Origin of the sequence: Xanthomonas translucens pv. undulosa, assembly GCF_017301775.1 — a bacterium.
GTDB classification, from domain to species: domain Bacteria; phylum Pseudomonadota; class Gammaproteobacteria; order Xanthomonadales; family Xanthomonadaceae; genus Xanthomonas_A; species Xanthomonas_A translucens.
In genome coordinates, this window is sequence record NZ_CP063993.1 from 984,554 (window position 1) to 1,007,879 (window position 23,326).

26 protein-coding genes and 1 pseudogene are annotated in these 23,326 nt (G+C 70.3%); 17 read left to right on the forward strand and 10 right to left on the reverse strand.

Annotated features, from left to right (window positions below; translation table 11 throughout):
* Positions 1–7: 7 nt before the first annotated feature.
* The 13 genes from ISN38_RS03985 (at position 8) to ISN38_RS04045 (ending at position 11,293) form a co-directional block, all read left to right on the forward strand.
* Positions 8–598, forward strand: coding sequence for an HAD family hydrolase (locus ISN38_RS03985; RefSeq protein WP_003467092.1), 591 nt, complete (start codon positions 8–10; stop codon positions 596–598).
* 43 nt (positions 599–641) lie between these two features.
* Positions 642–1,082 (forward strand): Rnf electron transport complex subunit RnfB, encoded by a 441-nt coding sequence (gene rnfB, locus ISN38_RS03990; protein ID WP_003467085.1) that lies wholly within the window; start codon positions 642–644, stop codon positions 1,080–1,082.
* Positions 1,083–1,342: 260 nt separating this feature from the next.
* Positions 1,343–2,131: a hypothetical protein gene (locus tag ISN38_RS03995; RefSeq protein ID WP_003467083.1), complete on the forward strand. Its 789-nt coding sequence runs from the start codon at positions 1,343–1,345 to the stop codon at positions 2,129–2,131.
* 88 nt (positions 2,132–2,219) lie between these two features.
* Positions 2,220–2,591 (forward strand): hypothetical protein, encoded by a 372-nt coding sequence (locus tag ISN38_RS04000; RefSeq protein WP_003467080.1) that lies wholly within the window; start codon positions 2,220–2,222, stop codon positions 2,589–2,591.
* Between the two features lie 58 nt (positions 2,592–2,649).
* The gene (locus ISN38_RS04005) at positions 2,650–3,207 is read left to right on the forward strand and encodes a sigma-70 family RNA polymerase sigma factor (RefSeq protein WP_003479414.1); all 558 of its coding nucleotides are present in this window, start codon (positions 2,650–2,652) and stop codon (positions 3,205–3,207) included.
* On the forward strand, positions 3,204–3,986 hold the full coding sequence (locus ISN38_RS04010) for an anti-sigma factor (RefSeq protein WP_003467076.1): 783 nt from the start codon (positions 3,204–3,206) through the stop codon (positions 3,984–3,986). The genes ISN38_RS04005 and ISN38_RS04010 overlap by 4 nt, the downstream gene beginning before the upstream one ends.
* A gap of 449 nt (positions 3,987–4,435) precedes the next feature.
* The gene (locus ISN38_RS04015) at positions 4,436–5,419 is read left to right on the forward strand and encodes an acyl-CoA desaturase (protein WP_176716969.1); all 984 of its coding nucleotides are present in this window, start codon (positions 4,436–4,438) and stop codon (positions 5,417–5,419) included.
* Positions 5,416–6,678, forward strand: a complete 1,263-nt coding sequence (locus tag ISN38_RS04020) for an NAD(P)/FAD-dependent oxidoreductase (protein WP_003467056.1) — start codon at positions 5,416–5,418, stop codon at positions 6,676–6,678. Before ISN38_RS04015 ends, ISN38_RS04020 begins: the two co-directional genes overlap by 4 nt.
* Positions 6,675–7,538 carry a DUF1365 domain-containing protein gene (locus ISN38_RS04025; RefSeq protein WP_003467055.1) on the forward strand — a complete coding sequence of 288 codons (864 nt, stop codon included), beginning with the start codon at positions 6,675–6,677 and terminating at the stop codon, positions 7,536–7,538. The genes ISN38_RS04020 and ISN38_RS04025 overlap by 4 nt, the downstream gene beginning before the upstream one ends.
* Positions 7,535–8,866 (forward strand): SAM-dependent methyltransferase, encoded by a 1,332-nt coding sequence (locus tag ISN38_RS04030; protein WP_003467054.1) that lies wholly within the window; start codon positions 7,535–7,537, stop codon positions 8,864–8,866. The genes ISN38_RS04025 and ISN38_RS04030 overlap by 4 nt, the downstream gene beginning before the upstream one ends.
* Positions 8,863–9,414, forward strand: a complete 552-nt coding sequence (locus tag ISN38_RS04035; RefSeq protein ID WP_047324712.1) for a DUF2878 domain-containing protein — start codon at positions 8,863–8,865, stop codon at positions 9,412–9,414. Before ISN38_RS04030 ends, ISN38_RS04035 begins: the two co-directional genes overlap by 4 nt.
* Complete coding sequence (locus ISN38_RS04040; RefSeq protein ID WP_003467051.1) at positions 9,411–10,193, forward strand: DUF1295 domain-containing protein; 783 nt, start codon at positions 9,411–9,413, stop codon at positions 10,191–10,193. Before ISN38_RS04035 ends, ISN38_RS04040 begins: the two co-directional genes overlap by 4 nt.
* Positions 10,194–10,216: 23 nt before the next feature.
* Entirely contained in the window at positions 10,217–11,293 is a 1,077-nt protein-coding gene (locus ISN38_RS04045) for an SAM-dependent methyltransferase (protein WP_003467050.1), read from the forward strand.
* A gap of 252 nt (positions 11,294–11,545) precedes the next feature.
* Here the strand turns inward: ISN38_RS04045 and ISN38_RS04050 are convergent, their stop codons facing one another.
* Genes ISN38_RS04050 through ISN38_RS20660 form a run of 3 tightly spaced genes read right to left on the reverse strand, consistent with a single transcriptional unit; the run spans position 11,546 to position 12,480 of the window.
* A complete protein-coding gene (locus tag ISN38_RS04050; protein ID WP_003471425.1) occupies positions 11,546–11,890 on the reverse strand; it encodes a RidA family protein in 345 nt (114 codons plus the stop codon).
* Positions 11,887–12,147: a hypothetical protein gene (locus tag ISN38_RS20655; RefSeq protein WP_311536721.1), complete on the reverse strand. Its 261-nt coding sequence runs from the start codon at positions 12,145–12,147 to the stop codon at positions 11,887–11,889. The genes ISN38_RS04050 and ISN38_RS20655 overlap by 4 nt, the downstream gene beginning before the upstream one ends.
* A 9-nt stretch (positions 12,148–12,156) precedes the next feature.
* Entirely contained in the window at positions 12,157–12,480 is a 324-nt protein-coding gene (locus tag ISN38_RS20660; protein ID WP_311536720.1) for a hypothetical protein, read from the reverse strand.
* Positions 12,481–12,770: 290 nt separating this feature from the next.
* Here ISN38_RS20660 and mprF point away from each other — a divergent pair, with 290 nt between their 5' ends.
* On the forward strand, positions 12,771–15,335 hold the full coding sequence (gene mprF, locus ISN38_RS04060) for a bifunctional lysylphosphatidylglycerol flippase/synthetase MprF (protein ID WP_003471424.1): 2,565 nt from the start codon (positions 12,771–12,773) through the stop codon (positions 15,333–15,335).
* A 92-nt stretch (positions 15,336–15,427) separates the two neighbouring features.
* On the opposite strand, the gene ISN38_RS04065 is transcribed toward mprF, so the two are convergent.
* The 6 genes and pseudogenes from ISN38_RS04065 to ISN38_RS04090 form a co-directional block, all read right to left on the reverse strand.
* Complete coding sequence (locus ISN38_RS04065) at positions 15,428–16,831, reverse strand: virulence factor family protein (protein WP_108085097.1); 1,404 nt, start codon at positions 16,829–16,831, stop codon at positions 15,428–15,430.
* Between the two features lie 190 nt (positions 16,832–17,021).
* Complete coding sequence (locus ISN38_RS04070) at positions 17,022–17,210, reverse strand: oxidoreductase-like domain-containing protein (protein ID WP_003471419.1); 189 nt, start codon at positions 17,208–17,210, stop codon at positions 17,022–17,024.
* A gap of 72 nt (positions 17,211–17,282) precedes the next feature.
* Positions 17,283–17,885: pseudogene (locus ISN38_RS04075) on the reverse strand (HD domain-containing protein); the annotation flags it as partial.
* Positions 17,882–18,523, reverse strand: coding sequence for a 2'-5' RNA ligase family protein (locus ISN38_RS04080; protein WP_003471415.1), 642 nt, complete (start codon positions 18,521–18,523; stop codon positions 17,882–17,884). The gene ISN38_RS04080 and the pseudogene ISN38_RS04075, both read right to left, overlap by 4 nt.
* Positions 18,524–18,749: 226 nt before the next feature.
* A complete protein-coding gene (locus tag ISN38_RS04085) occupies positions 18,750–19,205 on the reverse strand; it encodes a PA2169 family four-helix-bundle protein (RefSeq protein ID WP_058362723.1) in 456 nt (151 codons plus the stop codon).
* 342 nt (positions 19,206–19,547) lie between these two features.
* On the reverse strand, positions 19,548–20,756 hold the full coding sequence (locus ISN38_RS04090; protein ID WP_206712073.1) for an MFS transporter: 1,209 nt from the start codon (positions 20,754–20,756) through the stop codon (positions 19,548–19,550).
* A gap of 44 nt (positions 20,757–20,800) precedes the next feature.
* On the opposite strand from ISN38_RS04090, the gene ISN38_RS04095 reads away from it, so the two are divergent.
* Positions 20,801–20,959 (forward strand): hypothetical protein, encoded by a 159-nt coding sequence (locus ISN38_RS04095; protein WP_155522255.1) that lies wholly within the window; start codon positions 20,801–20,803, stop codon positions 20,957–20,959.
* A 93-nt stretch (positions 20,960–21,052) separates the two neighbouring features.
* Positions 21,053–22,141, forward strand: coding sequence for an alkene reductase (locus tag ISN38_RS04100; protein ID WP_058362925.1), 1,089 nt, complete (start codon positions 21,053–21,055; stop codon positions 22,139–22,141).
* Between the two features lie 49 nt (positions 22,142–22,190).
* Here the strand turns inward: ISN38_RS04100 and ISN38_RS04105 are convergent, their stop codons facing one another.
* Positions 22,191–22,532: a zinc ribbon domain-containing protein YjdM gene (locus ISN38_RS04105; RefSeq protein WP_003471409.1), complete on the reverse strand. Its 342-nt coding sequence runs from the start codon at positions 22,530–22,532 to the stop codon at positions 22,191–22,193.
* A 185-nt stretch (positions 22,533–22,717) separates the two neighbouring features.
* On the opposite strand from ISN38_RS04105, the gene ISN38_RS04110 reads away from it, so the two are divergent.
* A complete protein-coding gene (locus ISN38_RS04110) occupies positions 22,718–23,188 on the forward strand; it encodes an FKBP-type peptidyl-prolyl cis-trans isomerase (RefSeq protein ID WP_003471408.1) in 471 nt (156 codons plus the stop codon).
* Positions 23,189–23,326: the final 138 nt, after the last annotated feature.

The following is a 23,326-nucleotide window of genomic DNA, read 5'->3' on the forward strand; positions in this document are numbered from 1 at the left end:
CATTCCCATGCACTTAGCCCTGTTCGACTTCGACCACACCGTCACCACCACCGATACCTATGCGCGGTTCCTGCGCCGCGTCGCCACACCGCAGCAGCTGGCGCGGGCGAAATGGTCGGTCGGGCCGTGGTTGGCCGGCTATCGGCTGGGCCTGGTGTCGGCGCAGGCGATCCGCAGGCGGGTCACGCGGATGGTGTTCGGTGGCCGGGACGCAGGGGAGATCGCCGCGCACGCTCAGACTTATTCGCATGAGGTGCTTCCGTCGCTGCTGCGCGCGGAGATGATGCAGCGCATCGCCTGGCATCAGGCGCAGGGCGACCGCGTGGTGCTGGTATCCGGATCGTTGGACCTGTACCTGCAACCCTGGTGCGAACAGCACGGTCTGGCGCTGATCTGCAACCGCCTGGAAGCGCGCGACGGCCGGCTGACCGGCCGCTACGCCGATGGCGATTGCGGGCCGCACAAAGCGCGCCTGATCCGCGCGCGCTACGATGTGGCCGCCTATCGGCGCGTCTACGCCTACGGCGACAGCCGCGAGGACCGGCCGATGCTGGCGCTGGCCCACGAGCGCTGGTACGGCGGACGCCGCGTCGCCTGACCCTCGCCCTGCGGCGCGCCGCAGCCGACGCGCCGAATCCGCCATGAAGCCTGCCCAAGACAACCTTCTGGAACGCCTCGATCGCCTGCTGCCGCAGACCCAATGCGGCCAGTGCGGCTTCGATGGCTGCCGCCCGTACGCCGCAGCGATGGCGCGCGGCACGGCGCAGGTGGACCGCTGTCCGCCCGGCGGCGACGCCGGCGCCCGGGCGCTGGCGCACGTGCTCGGCACGCGGCCGCTGCCCTACGACCGCAGCCGCGGCACGCACAAGCCGCCTCAGGTGGCGTTGGTGATCGAGGCCGACTGCATCGGCTGCACCAAGTGCATCCAGGCCTGCCCGGTCGATGCCATCGTCGGCGGCGCCAAGTACATGCACACGGTGCTGGCGCCGCTGTGCACCGGCTGCGAGCTGTGCGTGCCGGCCTGTCCGGTGGATTGCATCGCGCTGCGTCCGGTCCAGGGCATGTCGTGCATTCCCGAGTAGGTCGCGTTGGGTCTGTCAGCTCGCCAGCCACTGCTGCGTGGCGCAGCGCCTGACGGCTGGCCAGGTCTCGCCGCACGGTGCCGGCTGGCGGCGCGACAGGCCCAACCCGTAGCGCCGCGCTTGCGCGTGCACGCTGCCATGAACCCGCATGCGCGGCAGTGGCGCGAGCGGCTCGGGGAGGGATGACACGCCCTGGGGCGCATCCGGATCGGCGCCCGCCGCGTATCGCTCGCTGTCACCATCCTGCGGAAACGCTGCGCATGCCCACGCCGATCGCCCCTGCCCCGCTCGCCCGCGCGCGCCTGCCGCTGGCGACCACCCTGTGCATCGCCGTGCTCGGCGCGGCCGCCCCGGCGCAGGCCATGCTGCACTACGACGGCCTGGCCTATGCGCCGGACGGCCAGCAACTGCTGTACCGCGAGAGCCACTGGCTGCGTGACGACGGCGCGCGGCTGGTGCTGTACCGCTGCGCCGACGGCACCGCGTTCGCGCGCAAGCGCATCGCCGACGGCAGCATCGCCCCGGATTTCGAACTGGTCGATGCGCGCAGCGGCTACCGCGAAGGCGTGCGCCATGCCGGCAAAGGCCGGGTCATGTTCAGCCAGCGCGACGGCCAGCCCGAACGCAGCGCGCCATTGCCGGCGACGGCGGCGCCGCAGGTGATCGATGCCGGGTTCGACGCCTATCTGCGCCTGCACTGGGACGCGTTGGGCCAGGGCACGCCGCAGCGCGTGTCCTTCGTGCTGCCCAGTGCGTTGCGCACGCTGGATTTCCAGATCAAGCCCGCGGCGGTGGACGCCGGCGTCCAGCGCTACACGCTGGCGGTGGACGCCTGGTACGGCGGCGTGCTGCCGAACATCGCCGTGGCCTATACGCGCGGCGATCGCCGCCTGCTCGAGTTCCGCGGCATCGGCAATGTCCGCGACGCGCGCGGCCGCTATGCGCAGGTGCGCATCGAATTCCCCGAGCGCCTGCGCGGCCAGGCCGACGACGACGCCTGGAACCAGGCGGTGCAGCAACCGCTGGTCGCGCAATGCGCCGCGCGCTGATCCGCGCCGAGCGCGCATTCACGCCGGCCTCCGGCGCGGACGCTACAAGCATGCAACGGCATCGCCCCTCCCACGACAAGGAACTTCCATGGCCAAGGCCTACCTGTGGTTCAACGCCGCGCTGTACGCGGTCCTGGCGATCTGGTGCACGCTGCTGCCGGCGCAGACCGCCGCGGCGGTCGGCTATATCGGCCTGGACCGCTCCGGCCAGTCCGAGTACCTGGTCATCTATGGCGGCCTGCAACTGGGGATGGCATTCCTGTTCGGCCATTTCGCGCGCAGCGGGCAGATCCGCACCGGGCTGCTGCTGGCGCTGGCCTTCTACGTGCCGATCGTGCTCTACCGCAGCGCCAGCCTGCTGCGGCTGTGGCCGGTCGGGCCGACCACCACCGGCCTGGCCGGCTTCGAAATCCTGCTGCTGCTCGCCGCGCTCGCACTGTGGCGCGGGCAGCGCCGTTGAGCGACGCGCGCGGCGAAAGCCTGTAGCATCGCCGCGACCTTCGCCACCGTTGCCCGGCATGACCGAGACGCCCGATCACGACGAAGCAGGACACTTGCTGGTCGCTACTGCGGCCGGCGACAGCGCCGCATTCGAACGCCTGTACCGCAGCACCGCGCCGCGACTGTTCGGCGTGTGCCTGCGCATCGTGCCGCAGCGCGGCGAAGCCGAGGACGTGCTGCAGGAGGTGTTCACCTCCGTCTGGCGCAAGGCCGCGCAGTTCGATCCGCAGCGCGCGCGCGGCCTGACCTGGCTGACCATGATCGCCCGCAACAAGGCCATCGATCATCTGCGTGCGCGTGCACCGGCGCGGCAATCGGTGGCACTGGACGATGCCGGCGAACTGCACGACGACGGCCGCGATCCGTTGGCCGAGACCGAATGGCGCGTCGCCGGACGGCGCCTGGACGTGTGCATCGGCGAACTGGAGCCGCCGCGTGGCGAGCTGATCCGCACCGCGTTCTTCGAAGGCATCACCTACGAGGAGCTGGCCCACCGCAGCGGAACGCCGCTGGGTACGGTCAAGAGCTGGATCCGCCGCGGCCTGGCCAAGCTGAAGGCGTGCCTGGAACGATGAACGCATCCTTGCCCGATCCGCAGGAAACCCCGCCGCCGCGCGACGTGCTGGCCGGCGAATACGTGCTCGGCGTGCTCGACGCGCGCGAGCGCCGCGCCGCCGAACAGCGTATCGACTCCGATGCCGCGTTCGCCGCGGCGGTGACGCAATGGCAGCAGCACCTGATGCCGCTGGCCGACGAAATCGCGCCAGTCGCGGTCCCCGAGCGCGTGTGGGTGCGCATCCGCGCGTCGCTGGGCCTGGATGCGCCGGCACCGCGCGCGGCGGCGGCGGCGCCTGGTTTCTGGGAAAGCATACGCACCTGGCGCTGGCTGAGCGCGGGCGGTTTCGCCACCGCCGCGGCCTGCATGCTCACCTTGATGGTGGCGCGCCCGTCGCTGCCGCCGCAAACGCCCACGCCGCCGGTCGCCACAGCGCCAGCGGACACCGGCATCGCGATGACCTCGACGCTGATGCAGGACGACGGCAAGCCCGGCTACGTGGTGCTGATGGACGCCGACAAGCAGCGCATCACCCTGACCCCGCTGGCCGGCGGCCACGACGCCGCGCGCGTGCCGGAGCTGTGGCTGATCCCGGCCGACGGCAAGGCGCGTTCGATGGGCGTGTTCGACGACGCGCAGGCGCGCGCGACGCGCATTCCCGACGCGCTGATGCCGTTGCTCAGCGACGGCGCCCTGCTGGCTGTGACAATGGAACCGCCGGGCGGCGCGCCCGGCGGCGTCGCCACCGGCCCGATCGTGGCCAAGGGCGGCATCAGCACGCTGCGTCTGGCGCCGTAGGCAGGCCGCCGCTGCCAGTTGTTCCTTCCCTCGAAGGGGCAGATGAGGGTACGGGCGAAGCCGCGCAGATCCAGATCCGCCAGCCTGTCCGTGCCAACGCACACTCACCCCAACCCCTCTCCCGGTGGAGCGGGGCTTGAGCGCTTCGCAGCGGTGACACACTCGGCTCTCGCGCTGCGCGTGATCACCAAAAGCACTGCGCACCCGCACATTCACCCGGCCAACACTCGCGCGCAGGCAGCATCGCCGCAGCCGTCGCACATGCGCCGGGTAGCCGATCCTCCGACGATTCCGACCTGCGTGGACGCTAGCTTCCAGCGGCGACCGCGATGCGCTGCCATGGCCATGCATGCCGTGCCTGCAACGCCGCGCAGCGACGCTGCGGCGCGAGTGCATCCGTCTTCCGGCTTTGTCCGTATCGCTATCCGAATCCCCCACGAGATGCGCTTGTGCCGAGCCCCGTTCCGGACCATCCCCGCAGCCCTGACGCAACACCCGCACCGCAACGCGGCGGCGTGGCGCGCACGCTGCGGCGCTGGTTCGACACCGGCGCGGAGATCGAACTGGACGAGGCCCGCGCCGATCGCATCGACTGGCTGCGCGCCGCGCCCTATTTCGGGCTGCACCTGGTTTGTCTGGGCGTGTTCTGGGTCGGCGCGTCGTGGTTCGCGGTGGGCATGGCGGTGGCGATGTACGCGGTGCGCATGTTCGCGCTCACCGGCTTCTACCACCGCTACTTCGCCCACCGCGCATTCAAGACCTCGCGCGTGGTGCAGTTCCTGTTCGCCGCGCTCGGCGCCACCTGCGTGCAGCGCGGGCCGCTGTGGTGGGCCGCGCACCACCGCAACCACCATCGTCACACCGATACCCCGGCCGATCCGCATTCGCCGCGCCAGCATGGGTTCTGGTGGAGCCATAGCGGCTGGTTCCTGACCCCGCGCGGCTTCCGCACCGACTGGGAGGCGATCCCGGATCTGCGCCGCTTCCCGGAACTGCGCTTCCTCGACCGCTTCGATCTGCTGCTGCCGGCGCTGCTGGCGCTGGCCTTGTTCCTGCTCGGCGGCTGGCTGCAACGCCAGCATCCGCAACTCGGCACCGACGGGCCGCAATTGCTGGTGTGGGGCTTCTTCGTCTCCACCGTGGCGCTGTTCCATGCCACCTTCACCATCAACTCGCTGGCGCACCGTTTCGGCAGCCGCCGTTTCGACACCCGCGACGACAGCCGCAACAACGCCTGGCTGGCGCTGATGACCTTCGGCGAGGGCTGGCACAACAACCACCACTTCTTCCCGGGTGCGGCACGCCAGGGCTTCCGCTGGTGGGAAATCGACCTGACCTGGTATGGCCTGAAGGCGCTGTCGTGGACCGGCCTGATCCGCCAGCTGCGGCCGGTGCCGGCGGGGCTGGTGCGGGCGCAGGCGCGAGCACGATGAGCCGCATCGCGGTGGTAGGCTCGGGCATCGCCGGGCTGGGGTCGGCATGGCTGCTGTCGCAGCAGCATGAGGTCACCCTGTACGAGGCCGCCAATTACCTCGGCGGGCACACCCATACCCATGCGATCGAGCTGGACGACGTGGCGTACGCGGTGGACAGCGGCTTCATCGTGTTCAACCCGCAACACTATCCGCTGCTGAGCACGCTGTTCGCGCAGCTCGGCGTGGCCGCGCAGCCGACCACGATGAGCTTTTCGGTGCACGAGGCGCGCAGCGGGCTGGAATACAACGCCGGCAGCCTGGGCGGGCTGTTCTGCCAGCCCGGCAATCTGGCCAGCCCGCGCTTCTGGCGCATGCTGTGCGATCTGCGCCGCTTCTACCGGCAGGCACCTCAGGTGCTGGCCGATGAGGCGCAGGCGCAGCTGACGCTGGGCGAGTTCCTGCAGCGGCACCGCTATTCGCAGGTCTTCCGCGACGCGCATCTGGTGCCGATGGCGTCGGCGCTGTGGTCCTCGCCGTCGCAGCAGATCCTGCAATTTCCGATGCGCCAGCTGATCGGCTTCATGGCCAACCACCACATGCTGCAGGTCAGCGGCCGGCCGCAGTGGCAGGTGGTCGCGGGCGGCTCCAACCGCTATGTGCACGCGCTGCGCAGCCGCTGGCAGGTGCACGAGCGCATCGGCACGCCGGTGCGTTCGGTGCAGCGGCTGTCGCAGGGCGTGTCGGTGCTGACCGATTCCGACAGCGACGCCGATGCCCAGCACTACGACCAGGTGGTGCTGGCCTGCCACGCCGACGACGCCCTGCGCCTGCTCAACGACGCCAGCGCCGCCGAGCGCGAGATCCTCGGCGCGATCACTTACCAGGACAACGACACCGTGCTGCACACCGATGCGCGGGTGCTGCCGCGCAATCGCCGCGCCTGGGCGGCCTGGAACGCGCACGTGCCGGCCGATCCGGACGCGCCGTGCACGGTCAGCTACTGGATGAACGCGCTGCAATCGATCGCCTCGCCGCAGCCGTTCATCGTCAGCCTCAACCGCAGCGACGACATCGATCCGGCCAAGGTGCTGCGGCGCATGCGCTACCGGCATCCGCTACAGACCCATGCCTCGCTGGCGGCGCAGGCGCGCAAGGGCGAGATCCAGGGCCAGCGCGGCACCTGGTTCGCCGGCGCCGGCTGGGGCTTCGGCTTCCACGAAGACGGCCTGCGCAGCGCGGTCGACGTCGCCGCCGGGCTCGGGGTACCCTGGCCATGAACCTGCTGCGCAGCGCTCCCGTGTCCGCCCCGCCGGCTGGCGCCGTCTCGACAACGCCGGCGGCGGCGGGTACGACCACGCCGGGACTGCACAGCGCGCTGTACAGCGGCTGGGTCCGGCACCGCCGCTACGCGCCCAAGGCGCTGGCGTTCCGCTATCCGATCTTCCTGATGTACCTGGATCTGGCCGAACTCGAGCAGGTGTTCGCGCGGCGCTGGTGGTGGTCGGTCGGCCGCCGCAACCTGGCCGAATTCCGCCGCAGCGACTACCTCGGCGATCCGGCGCAGCCGCTGGACGAAGCGGTGCGCGACCGCGTGCAGCAGCACTGCGGCGAACGCCCGCTCGGCGCGGTGCGCATGCTGACCCACCTGCGCTACTTCGGCCATTGCTTCAACCCGGTCACGTTCTACTATTGCCACGATGCGCAGCAGCGCCTGCACAGCATCGTCGCCGAAATCACCAACACGCCGTGGAAGCAGCGCCACGCCTATGTGCTGCCGGTGGCCGCCGCGCGCAGTCACGGCAGCGTGCACGCCTGGCGCTTCGACAAGCGCTTCCACGTCTCCCCGTTCATGGCGATGGCGCACGCCTACGCATGGCGCTGCAGCGAACCGGGCGCGCAGTTGCGCGTGCACATGGACGTACTGGATCGGCAACCGGCGGCCAGGCGCTTCGACGCCACGCTGGTGCTGCAGCGGCGCGAGATCTGCGGCGCCAGCCTGGCGCGCGCGCTGCTACGCTATCCGGCGATGACCGTGCAGGTCGTGGCCAAGATCCACTGGCAGGCGCTGCGCCTGTGGCTGCGCGGCAATCCGGTGCACGACCACCCCGATCATTCCCTTCCGCGAGAACGCCGATGAACGCTCCGCACGCGCCCTCCTCCGCTTCCGTCGCGCTGGCCCCGGCCGCGCCGCCGCTGCGCGGCTTCGACCGCCTGCTGCGGCGGCGCCTGTTCGCCACGCTCGACGGCTTGCGCGACGGCCAGCTGCGCATCGAGGAAGCCGGCGCGATCACCACGTTAGGGAGCGCCACCTTGGGCAGCGCCACGCAGGCGGAGAGCGTACTGCACGCGTACCTGCGCATCCACGATCCGCGCTTCTACCGCCAGGCGGCGTTGAACGGCAGCGTCGGCGTTGGCGAGGCGTATATGGACGGGTTGTGGGAATGCGACGACCTGGTCGCGCTGGTGCGCCTGCTGGTGCGCAACCGCGAGCGCCTGGATGCGATGGAGACCGGCCTGGCCCGCCTCGGCGGCGTGGCGATGCGCGGCCTGCACGCGCTGGCGCGCAACACCCGCGCCGGCAGCCGCCGCAACATCGCCGCGCACTACGACCTGGGAAATCCGCTGTTCGAGCTGTTCCTGGACCGCAACCTGATGTATTCCTCGGCGATCTTCCGCGACGAAGACGCCGCGCTCGGCGATGCCGCATTGGAACGCGCCGCCGAGCGCAAGCTGCAGCGCATCTGCGCCAAGCTCGACCTGCAGCCGCACCACCATGTGGTCGAGATCGGCAGCGGCTGGGGCGGTTTCGCGTTGCATGCGGCCAGGCATCATGGCTGCCGCGTCACCACCACCACGATCTCGCGCGAGCAATACGACCTGGCCCGCCAGCGCGTGGACGCCGCCGGCTTGTCCGAGCGCGTCGAGGTGCTGTTGCGCGACTACCGCGACCTCGACGGCCGCTACGACCGGCTGGTCTCGATCGAGATGATCGAGGCGATCGGCCACCAGTACCTGGACACCTATTTCGGCAAGGTCGGCAGCCTGCTCAAGGACGACGGCCAGGCGCTGATCCAGGCCATCACCATCGAGGACCACCGCTACGCACAGGCGCTGACATCGGTGGATTTCATCAAACGCCACATCTTCCCCGGCAGCTTCATTCCCTCGGTGGCGGCGATGACCGGCGCGATCGCGCGCGCCAGCGACCTGCGCCTGTTCAACCTGGAAGACATCGGTCCCAGCTACGCGCTGACCCTGCGCGCCTGGCGCCAGCGCTTCATGGCCACATTGCCGCAGGTGCGGGCGCTGGGCTACGACGAACGCTTCATCCGCATGTGGGAGTTCTACCTGGCCTATTGCGAGGGCGGCTTCCTGGAGCGCTCGATCGGCGACGTGCACCTGTGGCTGAGCAAGCCGGGCGCGCGCCCGGCACAGTTCGCGCCGGCGCTGGCGCACGACGCATGAGCAACCTGGCCAACTACGTCGCGCTGCAGCTGCTGTGGCTGGCGGCGGTGATGGGCGCCGGACACGGGCTGGCCTGGGCAGGCCCCGCGGCGTTGGCGCTGTTCGCGCTGTACCAATTGCAGCCGCGGCGCCGCGCGCGCGGCGATGCGACGCTGATGGCGCTGGCGCTGCTGCTCGGCGCCGGCGTCGATACCGCACTGGCCGCCGGCGGCTGGGTGCGTTACGCCGCGGCGCTGCCGCCGGCGCCGTGGGCGCCGCTGTGGATCCTGGCGCTGTGGGCCGGCTTCGCGCTGACCTTCAACCATTCGCTGGCCTGGGTCATGCAACAGCCCTGGCGCGCGACGCTGTTCGGCGCGGTGTTCGGCCCGCTCGGCTATGTGCTGGCCGCGCGCGGCTGGCAGGCGGTGACGCTGAGCGCGCCGCTGCTGCACGCGGTGCTGGCGCTGGCGCTGGCCTGGGCCGCGGCGCTGGCCGTGCTGAGCCTGGCGACGCGGCGTCTGTCCGCGACGGCGCAGCCCGCGCCCCGCATCGCCGGAACTGCGCCATGAATGCCTGGCCGCTATTGCATGTGGGCGCGTTCACCGCGCTGGCGATGCTGGCCGGCTGGGCCTGGCAGCGGCGCAGCCGCAACGCCGGCGTGGTCGATGTGCTGTGGGCGGCGTGCATGGCGCTGGCTGCGCTGTACTGCGCCTGGCGCGCCGACGGCGCCGCGCTGCCGCGCCTGCTGACCGCGGCGATGGGCGGGCTGTGGGGCGCGCGCCTGGCCTGGCACCTGGGCGTGCGCGTGTTCGGCGATGCGCACGAGGACGGCCGCTACCGCGCGCTGCGCGAACACTGGCACGGCGACCAGCGCCGCTTCCTGCTGTTCTTCCTCGGCCAGGCGCTGGTGGTGGTGCTGTTCGCGGTGCCGCTGTCGATCGCCGCGCACAATCCGCTGCCGCAGTGGAGCGTGTGGACCACGCTGGCGCTGGCGACCTGGCTGCTGGCGGTAGGCGGGGAAAGCCTGGCAGACCGCCAGCTGGCCGCATTCCGCGCCGATCCGGGCAACAAGGGCAAAACCTGCCGCCGCGGCCTGTGGCGTTACTCGCGGCATCCGAACTACTTCTTCGAATTCGTGCATTGGTTCGCCTACGTGTTCCTCGCCGTGGGCAGCGGCGCGCTGTGGGTCGGCATCGCCGCACTGGGGCCGCTGTTGATGTTCGCGTTCCTGTACCGCGTCACCGGCATTCCCTATACCGAACAACAGGCGCTGCGCTCGCGCGGCCAGGACTACGCCGACTACCAGCGCAGCACCAGCGCCTTCTTTCCGTTGCCGCCGCGGCAATGACCCCGCTTCCAGGAGATCCGCCGATGTCCAGCACCCTCGCCACTTCGCCTCCCCCCGTGCTGCCGGCTGAACCGTTTGCCACCCGCGTGGCCGAATCCGGCCTGCTGCCCGACGCGTTGCTGCGCGCCGCGATGCGCAAGCTGTGCACGCAACGCCTGCGCGATGAGCGCAGCGGCGGTGCCGACGCCGCCTGGGAACGCCAGCGCGTGTTCGTCGAGGCCTTGCGCGGCAGCGCCATTGCGATCGAGACCGACGCCGCCAACCGCCAGCACTACGAACTGCCACCGCGCTTCTTCGCGCTGTGCCTGGGCAAGCATCTGAAGTACAGCAGCTGCTACTGGGACGCCGGCACCGCCGACCTGGACGCGGCCGAGGAACGCATGCTGCACCTGTACGCCGAACGCGCGCAGCTGCGCGACCGCCAGCGCATCCTGGAACTGGGCTGCGGCTGGGGTTCGCTGACGCTGTGGATGGCCGAGCACTACCCCGGCGCGCGCATCACCGCGGTGTCCAACTCGCGGCCGCAGCGCGAGCACATCGAGGCGCAGTGCCGCGCGCGCGGGCTGCGCAACGTGGAGGTCATCACCCACGACGCCAACACCCTGAGCCTGCCGCATGCGAGCTTCGACCGCGTGGTGTCGATCGAGATGTTCGAGCACATGCGCAACTACCGCGAACTGCTGGCGCGGATCGGCCAATGGCTGGTGCCGGGCGGGCGGATGTTCGTGCACATCTTCTGCCACCGCGACCTGGCCTACCCGTTCGAGGTGCAGGGCGAGGACAACTGGATGGGCCGGCACTTCTTCACCGGCGGACTGATGCCGGCCGCCGACACCTTGCTTCAGTTCCAGGACGACCTGACGCTGGAACGGCGCTGGCTGCTGTCCGGCGAACACTACGAGAAGACCGCCAACGCCTGGCTACGCAACCAGGACCGGCATCGCACCGAGCTGATGCAGGTCCTGCAGGGAACCTACGGTGCCGACGCGAAGATCTGGTGGCAGCGCTGGCGCATGTTCTGGATGGCCTGCGCGGAGCTGTTCGGCTACGAGCAGGGCCAGCAGTGGGGCGTGGCGCATTACCGGTTCGTCAGGCGCTGAGGACTCGGGACTCGGGATTTTCGCAAGTTCGGCGCATTTCTGCTTTTCTGTAGGAGGGGCTTCAGCCCCGACGCGTTACCGGTAAGGCGTCGGGGCTGAAGCCCCTCCTACAGAAAAAGCAGCTGCGCCGGAGCTGCAAAAAAAGCCGCTTTTTTTTTAAAAAAATCGGCCCTTTTTGCATCAAATCGCTTGACAGCGATTTACCCCGGGACATCATCCTGCCGTCCCGAGTCCCGAGTCCCGAGTCCCGCCTCACACCGCAGCCGTGATCACGATCTCGATCTTCCACTCCGGGTTGGCCAGCCTGGCCTGCACGGTGGCACGCGCCGGGGTGCTGCCCGGGCAGACCCAGGTTTCCCACACCTTGTTCATCTCGGCGAAGTCGGCCAGGTCGGTCATGTAGATCTCCGCGCGCAGCACCTTGCTCTTGTCGGTGGCGGCGCGCGCCAGCAGTTCGTCGATCGCCGCCAGGACCTGGCGGGTCTGGCCGGCGATGTCGGCGCTGGTGTCGTCGGCGATCTGCCCGGCAAGGTAGGCCACGCCGTTGTGCACGGTCATTTCCGACATGCGCGGGCCGGTATCGAATCGCTGGATCATGAGGCGGTGTCCTGAAGAAGGGAAACCCGGGCATTGTCGCGCGATTGCGCCAAGCCTGCAGGCCGCCAAAGCCGGTAGGCGACCAGCAGCAGCCAGGCCAGGATCAGCACGATCGCCAGCGTCTGGGCCAACACCGTGCCGGCATGGCCCTGCCACGGCGCTTGCCGGCGCAGCCAGGCGCTCTGCAGCAGCATCGCGCTGGTCGCGCACAGGAACGCGGTCTGTACGAACAGCGCGTGCAACAACGGCGCCAGCATGGGGGCGCGCTACGGCAGGTAGCTGCGGCCGATCGCCACCCCGCACAGGCCCAGCGCGGCGATCGCGAACAGCAGCGGCGGCGCCTGCGCATACAGGCCGGCGGCCAGCGCGACGATGGCGGCCGCCAGCAGCACGTAGACAATCCGCAGCAGCAGCCCGCCGCGGCCGTGCAGGGACAGGCTCAGCGTCGCCTGCTGCCACTGCAGGTCGGTGCGCAACAGGTGCAGCGCCAGCGCCACGCCGAGGAACAGCAGGCACAGGGCCATGGCGAGGGCGCCGGCGGCGCGCGGGCAACGCGGCGGTGCGCAGGCGGGGGCCAGGGGCGACGGCATGGGATCGGCTCCGGATCGTCGCAGGGACGACGATGCGCAGCGCGCATCGACGCCGGCACCCTCGGCGCACGCCGACGCGGTGCCGACGTGCGATTCCACTATGATGCGCGTCGCCGGTGCCGCCGGTGCCGCCGGTACAGCCCCAGGCCAGCCAATATCGCGATGCACCAGCCCCTTTGCGCCTGTCGGCGCGCCAACGCGATGACCCGCAGCGCCACCGCCGCATGCCTGCGCGATGCCGCCGGCGTCTGCGCACAGTTCCCTCTCTTCTTCGCTTACGCTGCCCTGCAATGACCGACACCGCATCTCCCGCCTCCCCCTCGCCTGCCGGCTGGCGCCGCGCGCTGCCGGTACTGTTCAGCCTGGTGATCCTGGCGCTGGCGCTGCATGCGCTGGCCACCGAGTTCAGCACCCACGGCTACGCCGCGATCCGCCATGCCTTCAACCAGCTCGGCATCGGCCAGATCGCGCTGACCCTGGTGCTGGGGCTGAGCAGCTATGCCTGCCTGATCGGCTTCGACGCGATCGGCCTGCACCGCAGCGGGCGCAAGCTGCATCCGATGCGGATCGGCGTGACCGCGTTCCTGGCGCATGCGGTCGGGCAGACCCTGGGCTTCGCCGCGCTCACCGGCGGCGCGGTGCGCCTGCGCGGCTATGGCCGGGCGGGGCTGAGCCTGGCCGAGATCGGCCAGGTGGTGCTGATGAGCACGCTCGGCTTCGTGTTCGGCGCCTGGCTGTTGCTGGCCTTGGCGCTGACCCTGGAACCGACGTCGGCGGCGCTGGCGCTGCCGCTCGGCGGGCAGGCGGTGCGCGCGTTCGGCATCGCGCTGCTGGCCGGCTTCGGCCTGATGCTGCTGCTGGCCGGGCGCGAAGGGCGCACGTTGCGCTGGCGCAGCCACGAACTGTGGCTGCCGGACCGGCGCACCGCGCTCGGCGTGACCGCGCTCAGCGTGGTCGAACTGGGCCTGGCCAGCGCCGCGTTCTACGTGCTGCTGCCGAACGAATCGGGGATCGAGTTCGTCGGCTTCGTCGGCCTGTACCTGGTCGCGGTGGTGGCCGGGTTGATGTCCACCGTGCCGGCCGGGCTGGGGGTGTTCGAGTGGAGCCTGCTCACGCTGCTGCCCGGCGTAGCCCCGGCCGCGGTGCTGGCGGCGGCGCTGATCTACCGCATCACCTACTACGTGGTGCCGCTGCTGCTGTCGGTGCTGATGGCCGCGGCCTCGGGCCTGCGCCGGCCGCTGGCGGCCAGCGCCGGCGGGGTGCGCGTGGCCTGGGGCACGCTGCGCCCGTGGCTGCCGCAGATCATCGCCATCGCGGTGTTCGCGGTCGGCGCGGCGCTGGTCATCGACGGCACCCTGCCGACGCCGAAACGGCGCCTGGGCATGGCGCCGCTGTCGATCGTGGAAACCTCGCACCTGCTGGCCAGCCTCGGCGGCGTGGTGCTGCTGCTGATCGGCCAGGGACTGCAGCGGCGCAGCCATGCGGCCTGGATGCTGGCGATCGGCATCTGCGCGCTGCTGCCGCTGCCGGCCTGGCTGCGCGGCGGCCACGCCTCGGTGGCGCTGTCCTCGCTGGTGGTGGCAGCCGGGCTGTGGGGCGCGCGCCGCGAGTTCTACCGGCAGGGCGCGCTGCTCGACGAGGCCTGGTCGTGGCCATGGATCCGCAACCTGGGCCTGGTGCTGATCGCGACCATATGGCTGCTGTTCTTCGTCTACAGCCACGTCGAATACCAGAACGAATTGTGGTGGCAGTTCGCCACCTCGGCCAATGCGCCGCGGGCGCTGCGCGCGGTGCTGCTGGTCAGCGTGGCGGTGGTGGTGTTCGGGCTGGCGCGCTTGCTGCACAGCACGCGCTCGCCGCTGCCGGCAGCCGATACGGTGCAGCTAGATGCGCTGGCGCCGGTGCTGGCCGTGGCCACCGATACCCAGGCCTGCCTGGTGCTGACCGGCGACAAGGCGCTGCTGCCCGACGAGGGCGGCCAGGGCTTCGTGATGATGCAGCGCTACGGCGGCTCGCTGGTGGCGATGGGCGATCCGGTAGGGCCGCCGGAGGTCGCGCGGGCGCTGATCTGGCGGTTCCGCGAGGAAGCCGACCGCCTGGGCCTGCGCCCGGTGTTCTACCAGGTCGGCGAGCAGCACTGGCAGACCTACCTCGACCTGGGCCTGACCCTGGTCAAGCTGGGCGAGGAAGCGATGGTGTCGCTGGAAGATTTCCACCTGGAAGGCCGCGAGCGCGCCGACCTGCGCCAGGCCTGGAACCGCGGCAAGCGCAGTGGGCTGAGCTTCCGCATCGTGCCGCTGGAGGAGATCGACACGCTGATGCCGGTGCTGGCCGACGTGTCGCAGCAATGGCTTGAGGAAAAGGCCGGCGAGGAGAAAGGCTTCTCGCTCGGCAGCTTCGACCCGGCCTATCTGCGCCGCTTCCCGATCGCGGTGGTCGAGGCCGAGGGCAAGGTCGTGGCCTTCGCCAACCTGTGGCAGGCGCCGGCCGGGCACGAGTTGTCGGTGGACCTAATGCGGCACATCGCCGATGCGCCGAAGGGCACCATGGATTTCCTGTTCATCGAGCTGTTCCTGTGGGGCCGAGAACAGGGCTACAAGCGCTTCTCACTGGGCATGGCGCCGCTATCGGGCCTGGCCCAGCACCGCCTGGCCGGGCGCTGGAACCGCTTCGGCAACCTGATCGTGCGCCACGGCGAGCGCTTCTACGGCTTCACCGGCCTGCGCCGCTTCAAGTCCAAGTTCGCCCCGGCCTGGCGCACCCGCTACCTGGCCGCCCCCGGCGGCATGCACCTGCCGGCGGCGCTATTGGACGTGACGCGGCTGATTTCGCTGGATCCGAGGAAGCCTGAGTAGCCGGGCCGGGGCTCGGGACCCGGGACCCGGAAAAGCAACAACAAAAGCGGTGGGCCTTACCGAGAAACGTTCTCCCGGTTCCCGAGTCCCGACTATTTCGCTCCGATCCGCTGCAATATCTGCCTGGCCAGTTCCGCGTAGTCGCCCTTGAAGTGGTGGTCGCCGGGCAGCTTCACCAGCTGCGCGCCACCGTGCGGCAGGTCCGGGCAGACGCTGTCGTCGTCGTCCTCGCCGTAGATGCACAGCGTCTGCGCGGCCGGCATCTTCGCCACGTCCGGGGCGATCGGCAGGCCGTCGTCGCCGGAACTGATCCAGTTGGAGACGTGGAATTCGTAGTCGGCGGTCTTGCCCAGCGACAGCAGCGCGGTGGTCTGCACCTGGGCGCGCATCGTCGGCGGCAACTGATTGTAGGCAGCCGGCAATACGTCGGCGCCCTGCGAGAAACCGACCAGCACCACCCGCCCGCGTTGCCACAGGTGGCTGTAGTGGCGGTAGATGCGGTCCAGGTCGGTGGCGAAGCCCTGCGGGGTGCGCTCGCTCCAGAAGTAACGCAGCGAATCCACACCGACCACCGGGATGCCGGCCTGGGCCAGCGCGCCGGCGACCTGCTGGTCCAGTCCGGCCCAGCCGCCGTCGCCGGAGACGAAGATCGCGAACACCTGATCGTGGTCGTGGTCGTTGCCGGCGGCCGCGGCGGCAGGCACTTCGACCACCGGCAGCCCGGCCAGATCGACCGGCGTCGGCGGCAGGCTGACCCCGCGCTGCGCGCCGAGCGAGCGCACGGCCGCACGCAGCCCTGGCAAGGCATCGCCGCTGGCGCTGCGGCGGAACTGCTGCGCCTGCGGCACCTGCTGCACGAACGCATCGCTCTGCTGGGTGCAGCGGCCCTTGCCCGGCACATCGATCGCGCTCAGCCACGGCAGCGGCAGCGCCGCCGGCTGCAGCGCACGCGTCGGCGCGGTGATGCCGCCGCCGCAGATCTGGTCGTCGAGCACCTGCACCGGACAGAAATCCTCGGTGACCAGACCAGCCAGCAGGTGCTTGGGCGCCTGCGCCGCGACTGCATAGGCCAGCGCGGCGCCGTCGCCATCGCCGACCAGCAGCGGCAGGCGGTAGGTCGGCACGTGGTAATAGGCCTGCACGTAGCGCGAGAAGTTCTCGACGTCGCCGGCGGAAAATCCGCAGGTGCCGGGGATCTTGGCCAGCACCGCCTGCAGGTGCGCGCCGTCGATCACCACCACCATGGCGCCGTCGTCGCGCAAGGCCTCGATCTGGCGCATACGCGCGGCCGCGCCGCGTTTGCCGCCGGCGAACCACAGCACCACGCGCTGCGCTTCGCCCTGCGGCAGCAGCACCGGCACCTGTTCGAAGCGACCGTGGCTGAGTTTTTCCAGGACCGCGGGCGCTGTCGCCGCTGGCGCGGCCGCCTTCGTCGCGGCAGGCGCCGCCACGGCAGCCGCCATGGCGTTCAGCCCGACCAGCGCACATCCCCACATCCATCCGCCACGCATTCGCATCATCCGGCAATCCTGAAAAGGCATGTCAAAGATAATCCCGAACGGAGGTGGCGCGAAGCACGCCGCGCACGCCGGTTCATGCGGGGTACGCCGGAAGCTTGCCGGCCGGCCCCCGCAACTCGCGCAGGCGGCAGCGCCAGCGCGGGCTGCGGCAACGCGCGGTAGGCGCTCACGCGCCCGGCTCAGGCGAGGGATGGCGCAGCCGCCACGCCGCCAGCGCATGCCGATAGCGCGCCATTTCTTCGTTATACAGGTCGTGGACGCACAGCGGACAACCGCTGTTGCAGCAATCGCTGGGCAGCGGCGGTTGCGGCGGTTGCGGGCACGGATCGGCAGTGGCGGGAACGGGATCGGGCATCACGGTGCGCGGCGGGTGATATGCCAGCGGCGGGAACAGGCGTGCAGGGTGGAACGCGCCACGGCCGGCTAAGCCGATCGCCTGGCGCAGGTTGGCGCGCGCCGCCGTGTCGTAGCGCGCATGGAACCAGTCGCTGAGGAAGATGCGCGGCTGCGCCAGCAGCGTCTGCAGGAACGCGCGGCGCTTGCGCCGGTACAGCCAGCCCGGCACCACGCCGCGGTACTCCTCGGCGATGGCGTGATCGTAGGCGGCGAATGCGGCCGGATCGGCGCCGAGGATGGCCATGTCGCAGTCCAGGAACAGCGCCGCCTCGGCATCCACCGCCGCGGCAGAGAGTTGCCCGTGACGCGCGGTCAGTTCGATCAGCGCGGCCACGCGTGCCGCATCCAGCCCGGCATCGGGCAGCCACTGCGCGATCGCCGCCTGCGCCAGGCGCGCCGATTGCGCCTCGTTGTCGCTGCGCCCGGCCTGATATACCGCGTCGTGGTATAGCACCGCCAGATACGCCTCGCGCGGCTGCCGCCAGCCGACCGCCGCGGCGACCGCGGCGTAGTGGCCGAGCACCGCCTGCACGTGGCCGAAATGGTGGTAGGCGCGCGGCGGCGCGGCATAGGCCGCCTGCAGCTGCGCCCATTGCGCGTCGGGCAGGGTAAGCGGCGGCGCCGGTTCGCTCATCCGCTTGCCGCGTCGCCGGCGTGCGCAGCATCTGCCGCCGCCGCGGACAGTGGCCAGGTCGCTTCGTGCAGATAGCGCCCCTGCCCTTGCACGCTGCGGATCAGGCTCACTGCGGCCACCGTCCAGCGCACCTGCGGCACCGCCTGCAGCGGCACGGCCAGAGCGTCGTAGGCCAGGGTGATGTGCGGGACATAGGCCGCCTCGGCGCGCGTGGCCACGCCCTGGTGGAGCAGCCGCTGCTGCAGCGCGTCGCGCAACCCGCGCAGCGCCGGCGGCTCGCCGTCGCCGTGCAGCACCAGCGGCCGCGCGCGGCCACGCCCGCGAAAGCTGAGCACCCGATCGAAGCACAGTTCGAACGGCGCCGCCGCCAGCGCCTGTCCGACGGCATGCGCCTGCTGCAGCAGGCGCGGCGGCATGCCGGCGTACTCGCCGAGGTAATGCAGGGTCAGATGCAGGCGCTCGACCGGCAACCCAGGCCCACGCAGGCCATGCGCGGCGCGCACGCGCTCGCCCAGCGCAAACATGCGCTGCGCGGTGGCCGCATCCGGCAACACGGCGAAGAACAGGCTTTCGCGCGCGGCCGGTGCCGCGAAACCAAGCGAGAACTGCGCGTCTGCGGAAGAAGCGTCGTGGGCCATCGGCAGGCTGCGGCGGAAACCGCGGGCGACTCGGCAACGGGTGGGCCGCCATGGTAGCAAGCGCCTCGCCGTTGCCGAGCAGCGCCTGCAGCGGCGCAATGCAAAAGGCCGACCGGATGCAATCCGGTCGGCCTCTGCGCTCGTGCGGCAACGGCGTGCTGGCGTGCGCGAGCAGCACAGCGTGCCGCGTCCTCGCTACCGGCCGGACCCAGGTCCGGCCTGCGGCTTAGGCCGCGTTCTTCATCGCCAGCTTGCGGGTGCGCATCACGTCGTGGCAAGCGCGCACTTCCGGCAGCAACTTGGTCGCCGCATCGCGCGCGGCGACCGGGGTGTCGCTGTCGGCGATTGTGTCGTTGAATGCCTTCAGCAGGCGATCCTCGGACTCTTCCAGTTCGGCCACATAGCCGTACTTGGTGTCGCCCAGCGCGGCACGCACCTTGGCGTACATCTGCTGCATGCTGCCGACCATGGTGCCGTGCTCGTCGGGCTTGCCGCCGACTGCCTGCACCACTGAACTGAGGCTACTGACAATGTCCGACTTGACCCCGGCGATGCGCAGGAACAACGCCGACAGCTCGGTATCGCCGACCTTCTGCGCCGCTTCTTGATAGAACTCCTTGCCGTCGCGGGAAATGGCGATGAGGTCGTTGAGGCTGTGGGTGGTCTTGCTCTGTATGCTCATGGATGGAACTCCTCCTGCAATGGGCCGGCGAACATCGCGCAACGGGCACGTCGGGTCGTGTTGCCCTGGATGTCGCCTGGCCGCGGGATGAAGCGTGTTGCCGCGTTGCGTCGTGGGAAGGATGCTGGACGCCGGGGCATAAAGTGCACGTGAGCCCAAGCGCCTGCGTCATCACGCCATGCTGGCAGGCATGAACGGGCATTCATGGCGCCTGCCGCCGACCTGGCGTTCTTCACCAGTCGTGCGCGCAGACAACAACGGGACGCGGCGGTTTGCAGCGGCTGTCGCACAACGCGCAGGCGCAGCGCGGCGCCAGGCGCATCCGCGCGGTGGCGGCCTGCCCTAGCCAGCAGTCGCCAGCCGCCCGGCGCGGCGCGCGTCGTGGCGCGCCCACAGGTACACCAGCAGCCCGCCCAGCGCCGCCGCCGCGCCAACGTAGCCGGTCGAGGTCCAGCCCAGCCCGGCGCTGATCGCGATCCCGCCCATCCACGGCCCCAGCGCATTGGCCAGGTTGAACGCGGCATGGTTGGAGGCCGCGGCCAGGGTCTGCGCCTCGCTGGCCACATCCATCAGCCTGGTCTGCAGCACCGGCGCCAGCGCGCCCATCGTGCCGACCGCGACCACCGCCGGCAGCACCGCCCACGGCGAGTGCGCGGCCAGCGGCCACGCCAGCAGCACCGCCATCGACCACAGCAGCACCAGCGGCACCGCACGGAACTGCAGCCGGTCGAACAGCCACCCGCCGGCCAGATTGCCGAGCAGGCCGCCCAGGCCGAACGCGCACATCGCGAACGGGATCCAGCGCTCGGAGACGCCGGTGACCTGGGTCAGGGTCGGCGCCAGATAACTGAACACGCAGAACATGCCGGCGAAGCCGACCGAGCCGATGCCCAGCGCCAGCCACACCTGCGTACGGTTGAACGCGCGCAGCTCGCGCAGCGGCCGCTGCCGCGGCTCTTGCGGATCGGCCGGCAGCACGCGCATGACCAGCACCACGGTCAGCACCGCGATCGCCGCCACCAGCGCATAGGCGTAGCGCCATTGCGCCACCTGGCCGAGCCAGGTCGCCAGCGGATTGCCGATCAGCACCGCCAGGTTCAGCCCGAGCAGCACCCGGCTCACCGCCGCGCCGCGCTGGTCGGGGTGGCTGATCGACGCGGCAACCAGGGTGGCCACGCCGAAATAGGCGCCATGCGGCAGCCCGGCGATGAAGCGCACCAGCAGCATGCTGTGGTAATCCGGCGCCAGCGCACTGGCCAGGTTGCCGACCGCGTAGAAGCCCATCAGCGCCAGCAGCAGGCTGCGCCGCGGCCAGCGCGCGCCGACGATCGCCAGCAGCGGCGCGCCGACCACCACGCCCAGCGCATAGGCGCTGATCAGGTGTCCGACCTGCGGCGCGTCGATCGCAAGCCCGCGCGCGATGTACGGCATCAGGCCCATCGTGGAGAACTCGCTGGTGCCGATCGCGAAACCACCCATCGCCAGCGCGAACAGGATCAGCACGTAGCCGCGGCGCGACAGCGGCGGCTGAGGAGTGACGGGAGTGGACATGCCCGGGACCTGATCGATGGCTGCTCAGTATTGTGCATCGCAACATGCAACGACACCCGTGCGCGTGCAACGGCGTGTTGCGCACGGTGTTCGCGTGTGAGTGGCGCCAGCCAGCGCCGACCACGCAGGGCTTCCAGCACGGCGCCGCCTCCGCCAGCGAGCCTGGCGAGAGCAACGCACTGTCCCATCGCGACTACGCGTAACCGCGGTGACCATCCCCATGTTTACCGGGAGACGATCAGCGCCTTCGGCGCTGTGCTGTCCCTGCCCACATTCCTCGTTCGAGACACGTACCGATGACCGCTACCGCTTCCCCGTTGTTCGCCCCGCTGCGCCTGGGCGCGATCGCACTGGCCAACCGCATCGTGATGGCGCCGCTGACCCGCAATCGCGCCGAAGGCGAAGGCCGCATCCCCTCGCCGCTGGCGGCGGAGTACTACGGCCAGCGCGCCAGCGCCGGGCTGATCGTCGCCGAAGCCACCCAGATCAGCCCGATGGGCCAGGGCTACATGGATACGCCCGGGATCTACAGCGATGCCCAGGTCGCCGCCTGGAAGACCGTCACCGCCGAGGTGCACCGCCGCGGCGGCAGGATCGTGCTGCAGTTGTGGCACGTCGGCCGCATCTCCCACGTCAGCCTGCTGCCGGACGGCGCCGCACCGGTGGCGCCGAGCGCACTGCGCGCCAATGCCAAGACCTATACCGCCGAGGGCTTCAGCGACGTCTCCGAACCGCGTGCGCTGCGCCTGGACGAGATTCCCGCGCTGCTCAAGGACTTCCGCCACGCCGCGCGCAACGCCATCGCCGCCGGCTTCGACGGCGTGGAAGTGCACGCGGCCAACGGCTACCTGATCGACCAGTTCCTGCGCGACGGCAGCAACCACCGCGACGACGCCTACGGCGGCAGCATCGAGAACCGCACCCGGCTGCTGTTCGAGGTGGTGCAGGCGGTGGCGCAGGAGATCGGCGCCGAGCGCACCGGCGTGCGCCTGTCGCCGGTGACCCCGGCCAACGACGCGCACGACAGCGACCCGCAGCCGCTGTTCGAGCGCGCGGTCGAACGCCTGGATCCACTCGGCCTGGCCTTCGTGCACGTGATCGAGGGCGCCACCGGCGGCCCGCGCGACAACATCGCCTTCGACTACGCCGCGCTGCGCGCCAGGTTCCGCGGACCGTGGCTGGTCAACAACGGCTACGACAAGGCCCTGGCCGAACGGGTCATCGCCGCGGGCACTGCCGACGCTGTCGCATTCGGACGCCCGTTCATCGCCAATCCGGACCTGGTGGAACGGCTGCGCCGCGCTGCGCCGCTCAATCCACTGGATGCGGACACGTTGTACGGCGGCGGCGCCAAGGGCTATACCGATTACCCGACGCTGGACTGAACCGGACACGCGGCGGCGGCTGGTACCTGCCGTCGCCGCAGCTCACGGCTCACGCCTTGCGCAGGAAGCAGGTCTTCAGCACCAGGCCCTTGATCTTGTCGGAGTTGCCTTCGATGTGCTCGGCATCGTCCTCGACCAAGCGGATGCCGCGGATCACCGAGCCCTGCTTGAGCGGGATCGACGAGCCCTTGACCTTCAGGTCCTTGATCACCACTACGGTGTCGCCGGCCTGCAGCACGTTGCCGTTGGTGTCGCGCACCAGCGCTTGCGCAGCGGAACCGGTATCGGCCGCCGTCGGCCACTCGTAACCGCAATCGGCGCAGGTCCACAGCGCCCCATCCAGGTAGGTATTGCGCAGTGTGCATTGCGGGCAGGCGGGTGTGGCGGACATGGAGTTCCTTGCTACGGTGACGACGCTATGGTGACGACGGGGCGAACGGACATTGTAACCGCCCACTGCGCCGCGCCCACTTGCGATCCGCCGGCGCTTTTCGTTAGGGTGTTCGGGTAGCACCTTGCATCGCGCTGTGACTGTGCCGGCGTATCCCACTTCTTAACGAATGAATGAGGTTTCCCATGGAGATCGCCAACGGTCTTGTCGCCACCATCCACTACACCCTGACCGACGATGCGGGCGAGGTGATCGATCAATCCTCGCCGGACAATCCGCTCAGTTATCTGCACGGTGCCGGCAACATCGTGCCGGGGCTGGAAAAGGCACTGACCGGCAAGCGCAGCGGCGAGCGCGTGCAGGTCGACGTGATCCCGGACGAAGGCTACGGCCCGCGCCACGAGCAATTGCAGCAGGAGGTGCCGCGCAGTTCGTTCCCGGACGCCGACGGCCTCGCCGCCGGCATGCAGTTCCAGGCGCAGACCGACCAGGGTCCGCTGCTGGTCACGGTGGTCGAGGTCGGCCCCGAGCTGGTGACCATCGACGGCAACCATCCGCTGGCCGGGCAGGTGCTGCATTTCGCGGTGGAAGTGGCCGGCGTGCGCGAGGCCACCGCACAGGAAAAGGACCAGGGCCACGCGGGCGCGGCGCTGTAATCGCCCGCATCCCGGCTGCAACCGCACCAGGCCCGCAATCGCGGGCCTGGTGCATTTTGGGGGGATATCGGCCATACCCGCAACGGCGATGGCAGAGCGCTGCCACGCATGCCGATGCAGCAACGGCGCCGGCCGGCT

Coding starts and splice junctions, on each gene's coding strand:
- rnfB (WP_003467085.1), top strand. CDS start 642: ATGAAGCCTGCCCAAGACAACCTTCTGGAACGCCTCGATCGCCTGCTG.
- ISN38_RS04085 (WP_058362723.1), bottom strand. CDS start 19,205: ATGAGCATACAGAGCAAGACCACCCACAGCCTCAACGACCTCATCGCC.
- ISN38_RS04035 (WP_047324712.1), top strand. CDS start 8,863: ATGAGCAACCTGGCCAACTACGTCGCGCTGCAGCTGCTGTGGCTGGCG.
- ISN38_RS04030 (WP_003467054.1), top strand. CDS start 7,535: ATGAACGCTCCGCACGCGCCCTCCTCCGCTTCCGTCGCGCTGGCCCCG.
- mprF (WP_003471424.1), top strand. CDS start 12,771: ATGACCGACACCGCATCTCCCGCCTCCCCCTCGCCTGCCGGCTGGCGC.
- ISN38_RS04040 (WP_003467051.1), top strand. CDS start 9,411: ATGAATGCCTGGCCGCTATTGCATGTGGGCGCGTTCACCGCGCTGGCG.
- ISN38_RS04105 (WP_003471409.1), bottom strand. CDS start 22,532: ATGTCCGCCACACCCGCCTGCCCGCAATGCACACTGCGCAATACCTAC.
- ISN38_RS04010 (WP_003467076.1), top strand. CDS start 3,204: ATGAACGCATCCTTGCCCGATCCGCAGGAAACCCCGCCGCCGCGCGAC.
- ISN38_RS03995 (WP_003467083.1), top strand. CDS start 1,343: ATGCCCACGCCGATCGCCCCTGCCCCGCTCGCCCGCGCGCGCCTGCCG.
- ISN38_RS04065 (WP_108085097.1), bottom strand. CDS start 16,831: ATGTGGGGATGTGCGCTGGTCGGGCTGAACGCCATGGCGGCTGCCGTG.
- ISN38_RS04050 (WP_003471425.1), bottom strand. CDS start 11,890: ATGATCCAGCGATTCGATACCGGCCCGCGCATGTCGGAAATGACCGTG.
- ISN38_RS04110 (WP_003471408.1), top strand. CDS start 22,718: ATGGAGATCGCCAACGGTCTTGTCGCCACCATCCACTACACCCTGACC.
- ISN38_RS04005 (WP_003479414.1), top strand. CDS start 2,650: ATGACCGAGACGCCCGATCACGACGAAGCAGGACACTTGCTGGTCGCT.
- ISN38_RS04100 (WP_058362925.1), top strand. CDS start 21,053: ATGACCGCTACCGCTTCCCCGTTGTTCGCCCCGCTGCGCCTGGGCGCG.
- ISN38_RS04090 (WP_206712073.1), bottom strand. CDS start 20,756: ATGTCCACTCCCGTCACTCCTCAGCCGCCGCTGTCGCGCCGCGGCTAC.
- ISN38_RS04045 (WP_003467050.1), top strand. CDS start 10,217: ATGTCCAGCACCCTCGCCACTTCGCCTCCCCCCGTGCTGCCGGCTGAA.
- ISN38_RS20655 (WP_311536721.1), bottom strand. CDS start 12,147: ATGCTGGCGCCGTTGTTGCACGCGCTGTTCGTACAGACCGCGTTCCTG.
- ISN38_RS04095 (WP_155522255.1), top strand. CDS start 20,801: ATGCAACGACACCCGTGCGCGTGCAACGGCGTGTTGCGCACGGTGTTC.
- ISN38_RS04025 (WP_003467055.1), top strand. CDS start 6,675: ATGAACCTGCTGCGCAGCGCTCCCGTGTCCGCCCCGCCGGCTGGCGCC.
- ISN38_RS04080 (WP_003471415.1), bottom strand. CDS start 18,523: ATGGCCCACGACGCTTCTTCCGCAGACGCGCAGTTCTCGCTTGGTTTC.
- ISN38_RS20660 (WP_311536720.1), bottom strand. CDS start 12,480: ATGCCGTCGCCCCTGGCCCCCGCCTGCGCACCGCCGCGTTGCCCGCGC.
- ISN38_RS04020 (WP_003467056.1), top strand. CDS start 5,416: ATGAGCCGCATCGCGGTGGTAGGCTCGGGCATCGCCGGGCTGGGGTCG.
- ISN38_RS04000 (WP_003467080.1), top strand. CDS start 2,220: ATGGCCAAGGCCTACCTGTGGTTCAACGCCGCGCTGTACGCGGTCCTG.
- ISN38_RS04070 (WP_003471419.1), bottom strand. CDS start 17,210: ATGCCCGATCCCGTTCCCGCCACTGCCGATCCGTGCCCGCAACCGCCG.
- ISN38_RS03985 (WP_003467092.1), top strand. CDS start 8: ATGCACTTAGCCCTGTTCGACTTCGACCACACCGTCACCACCACCGAT.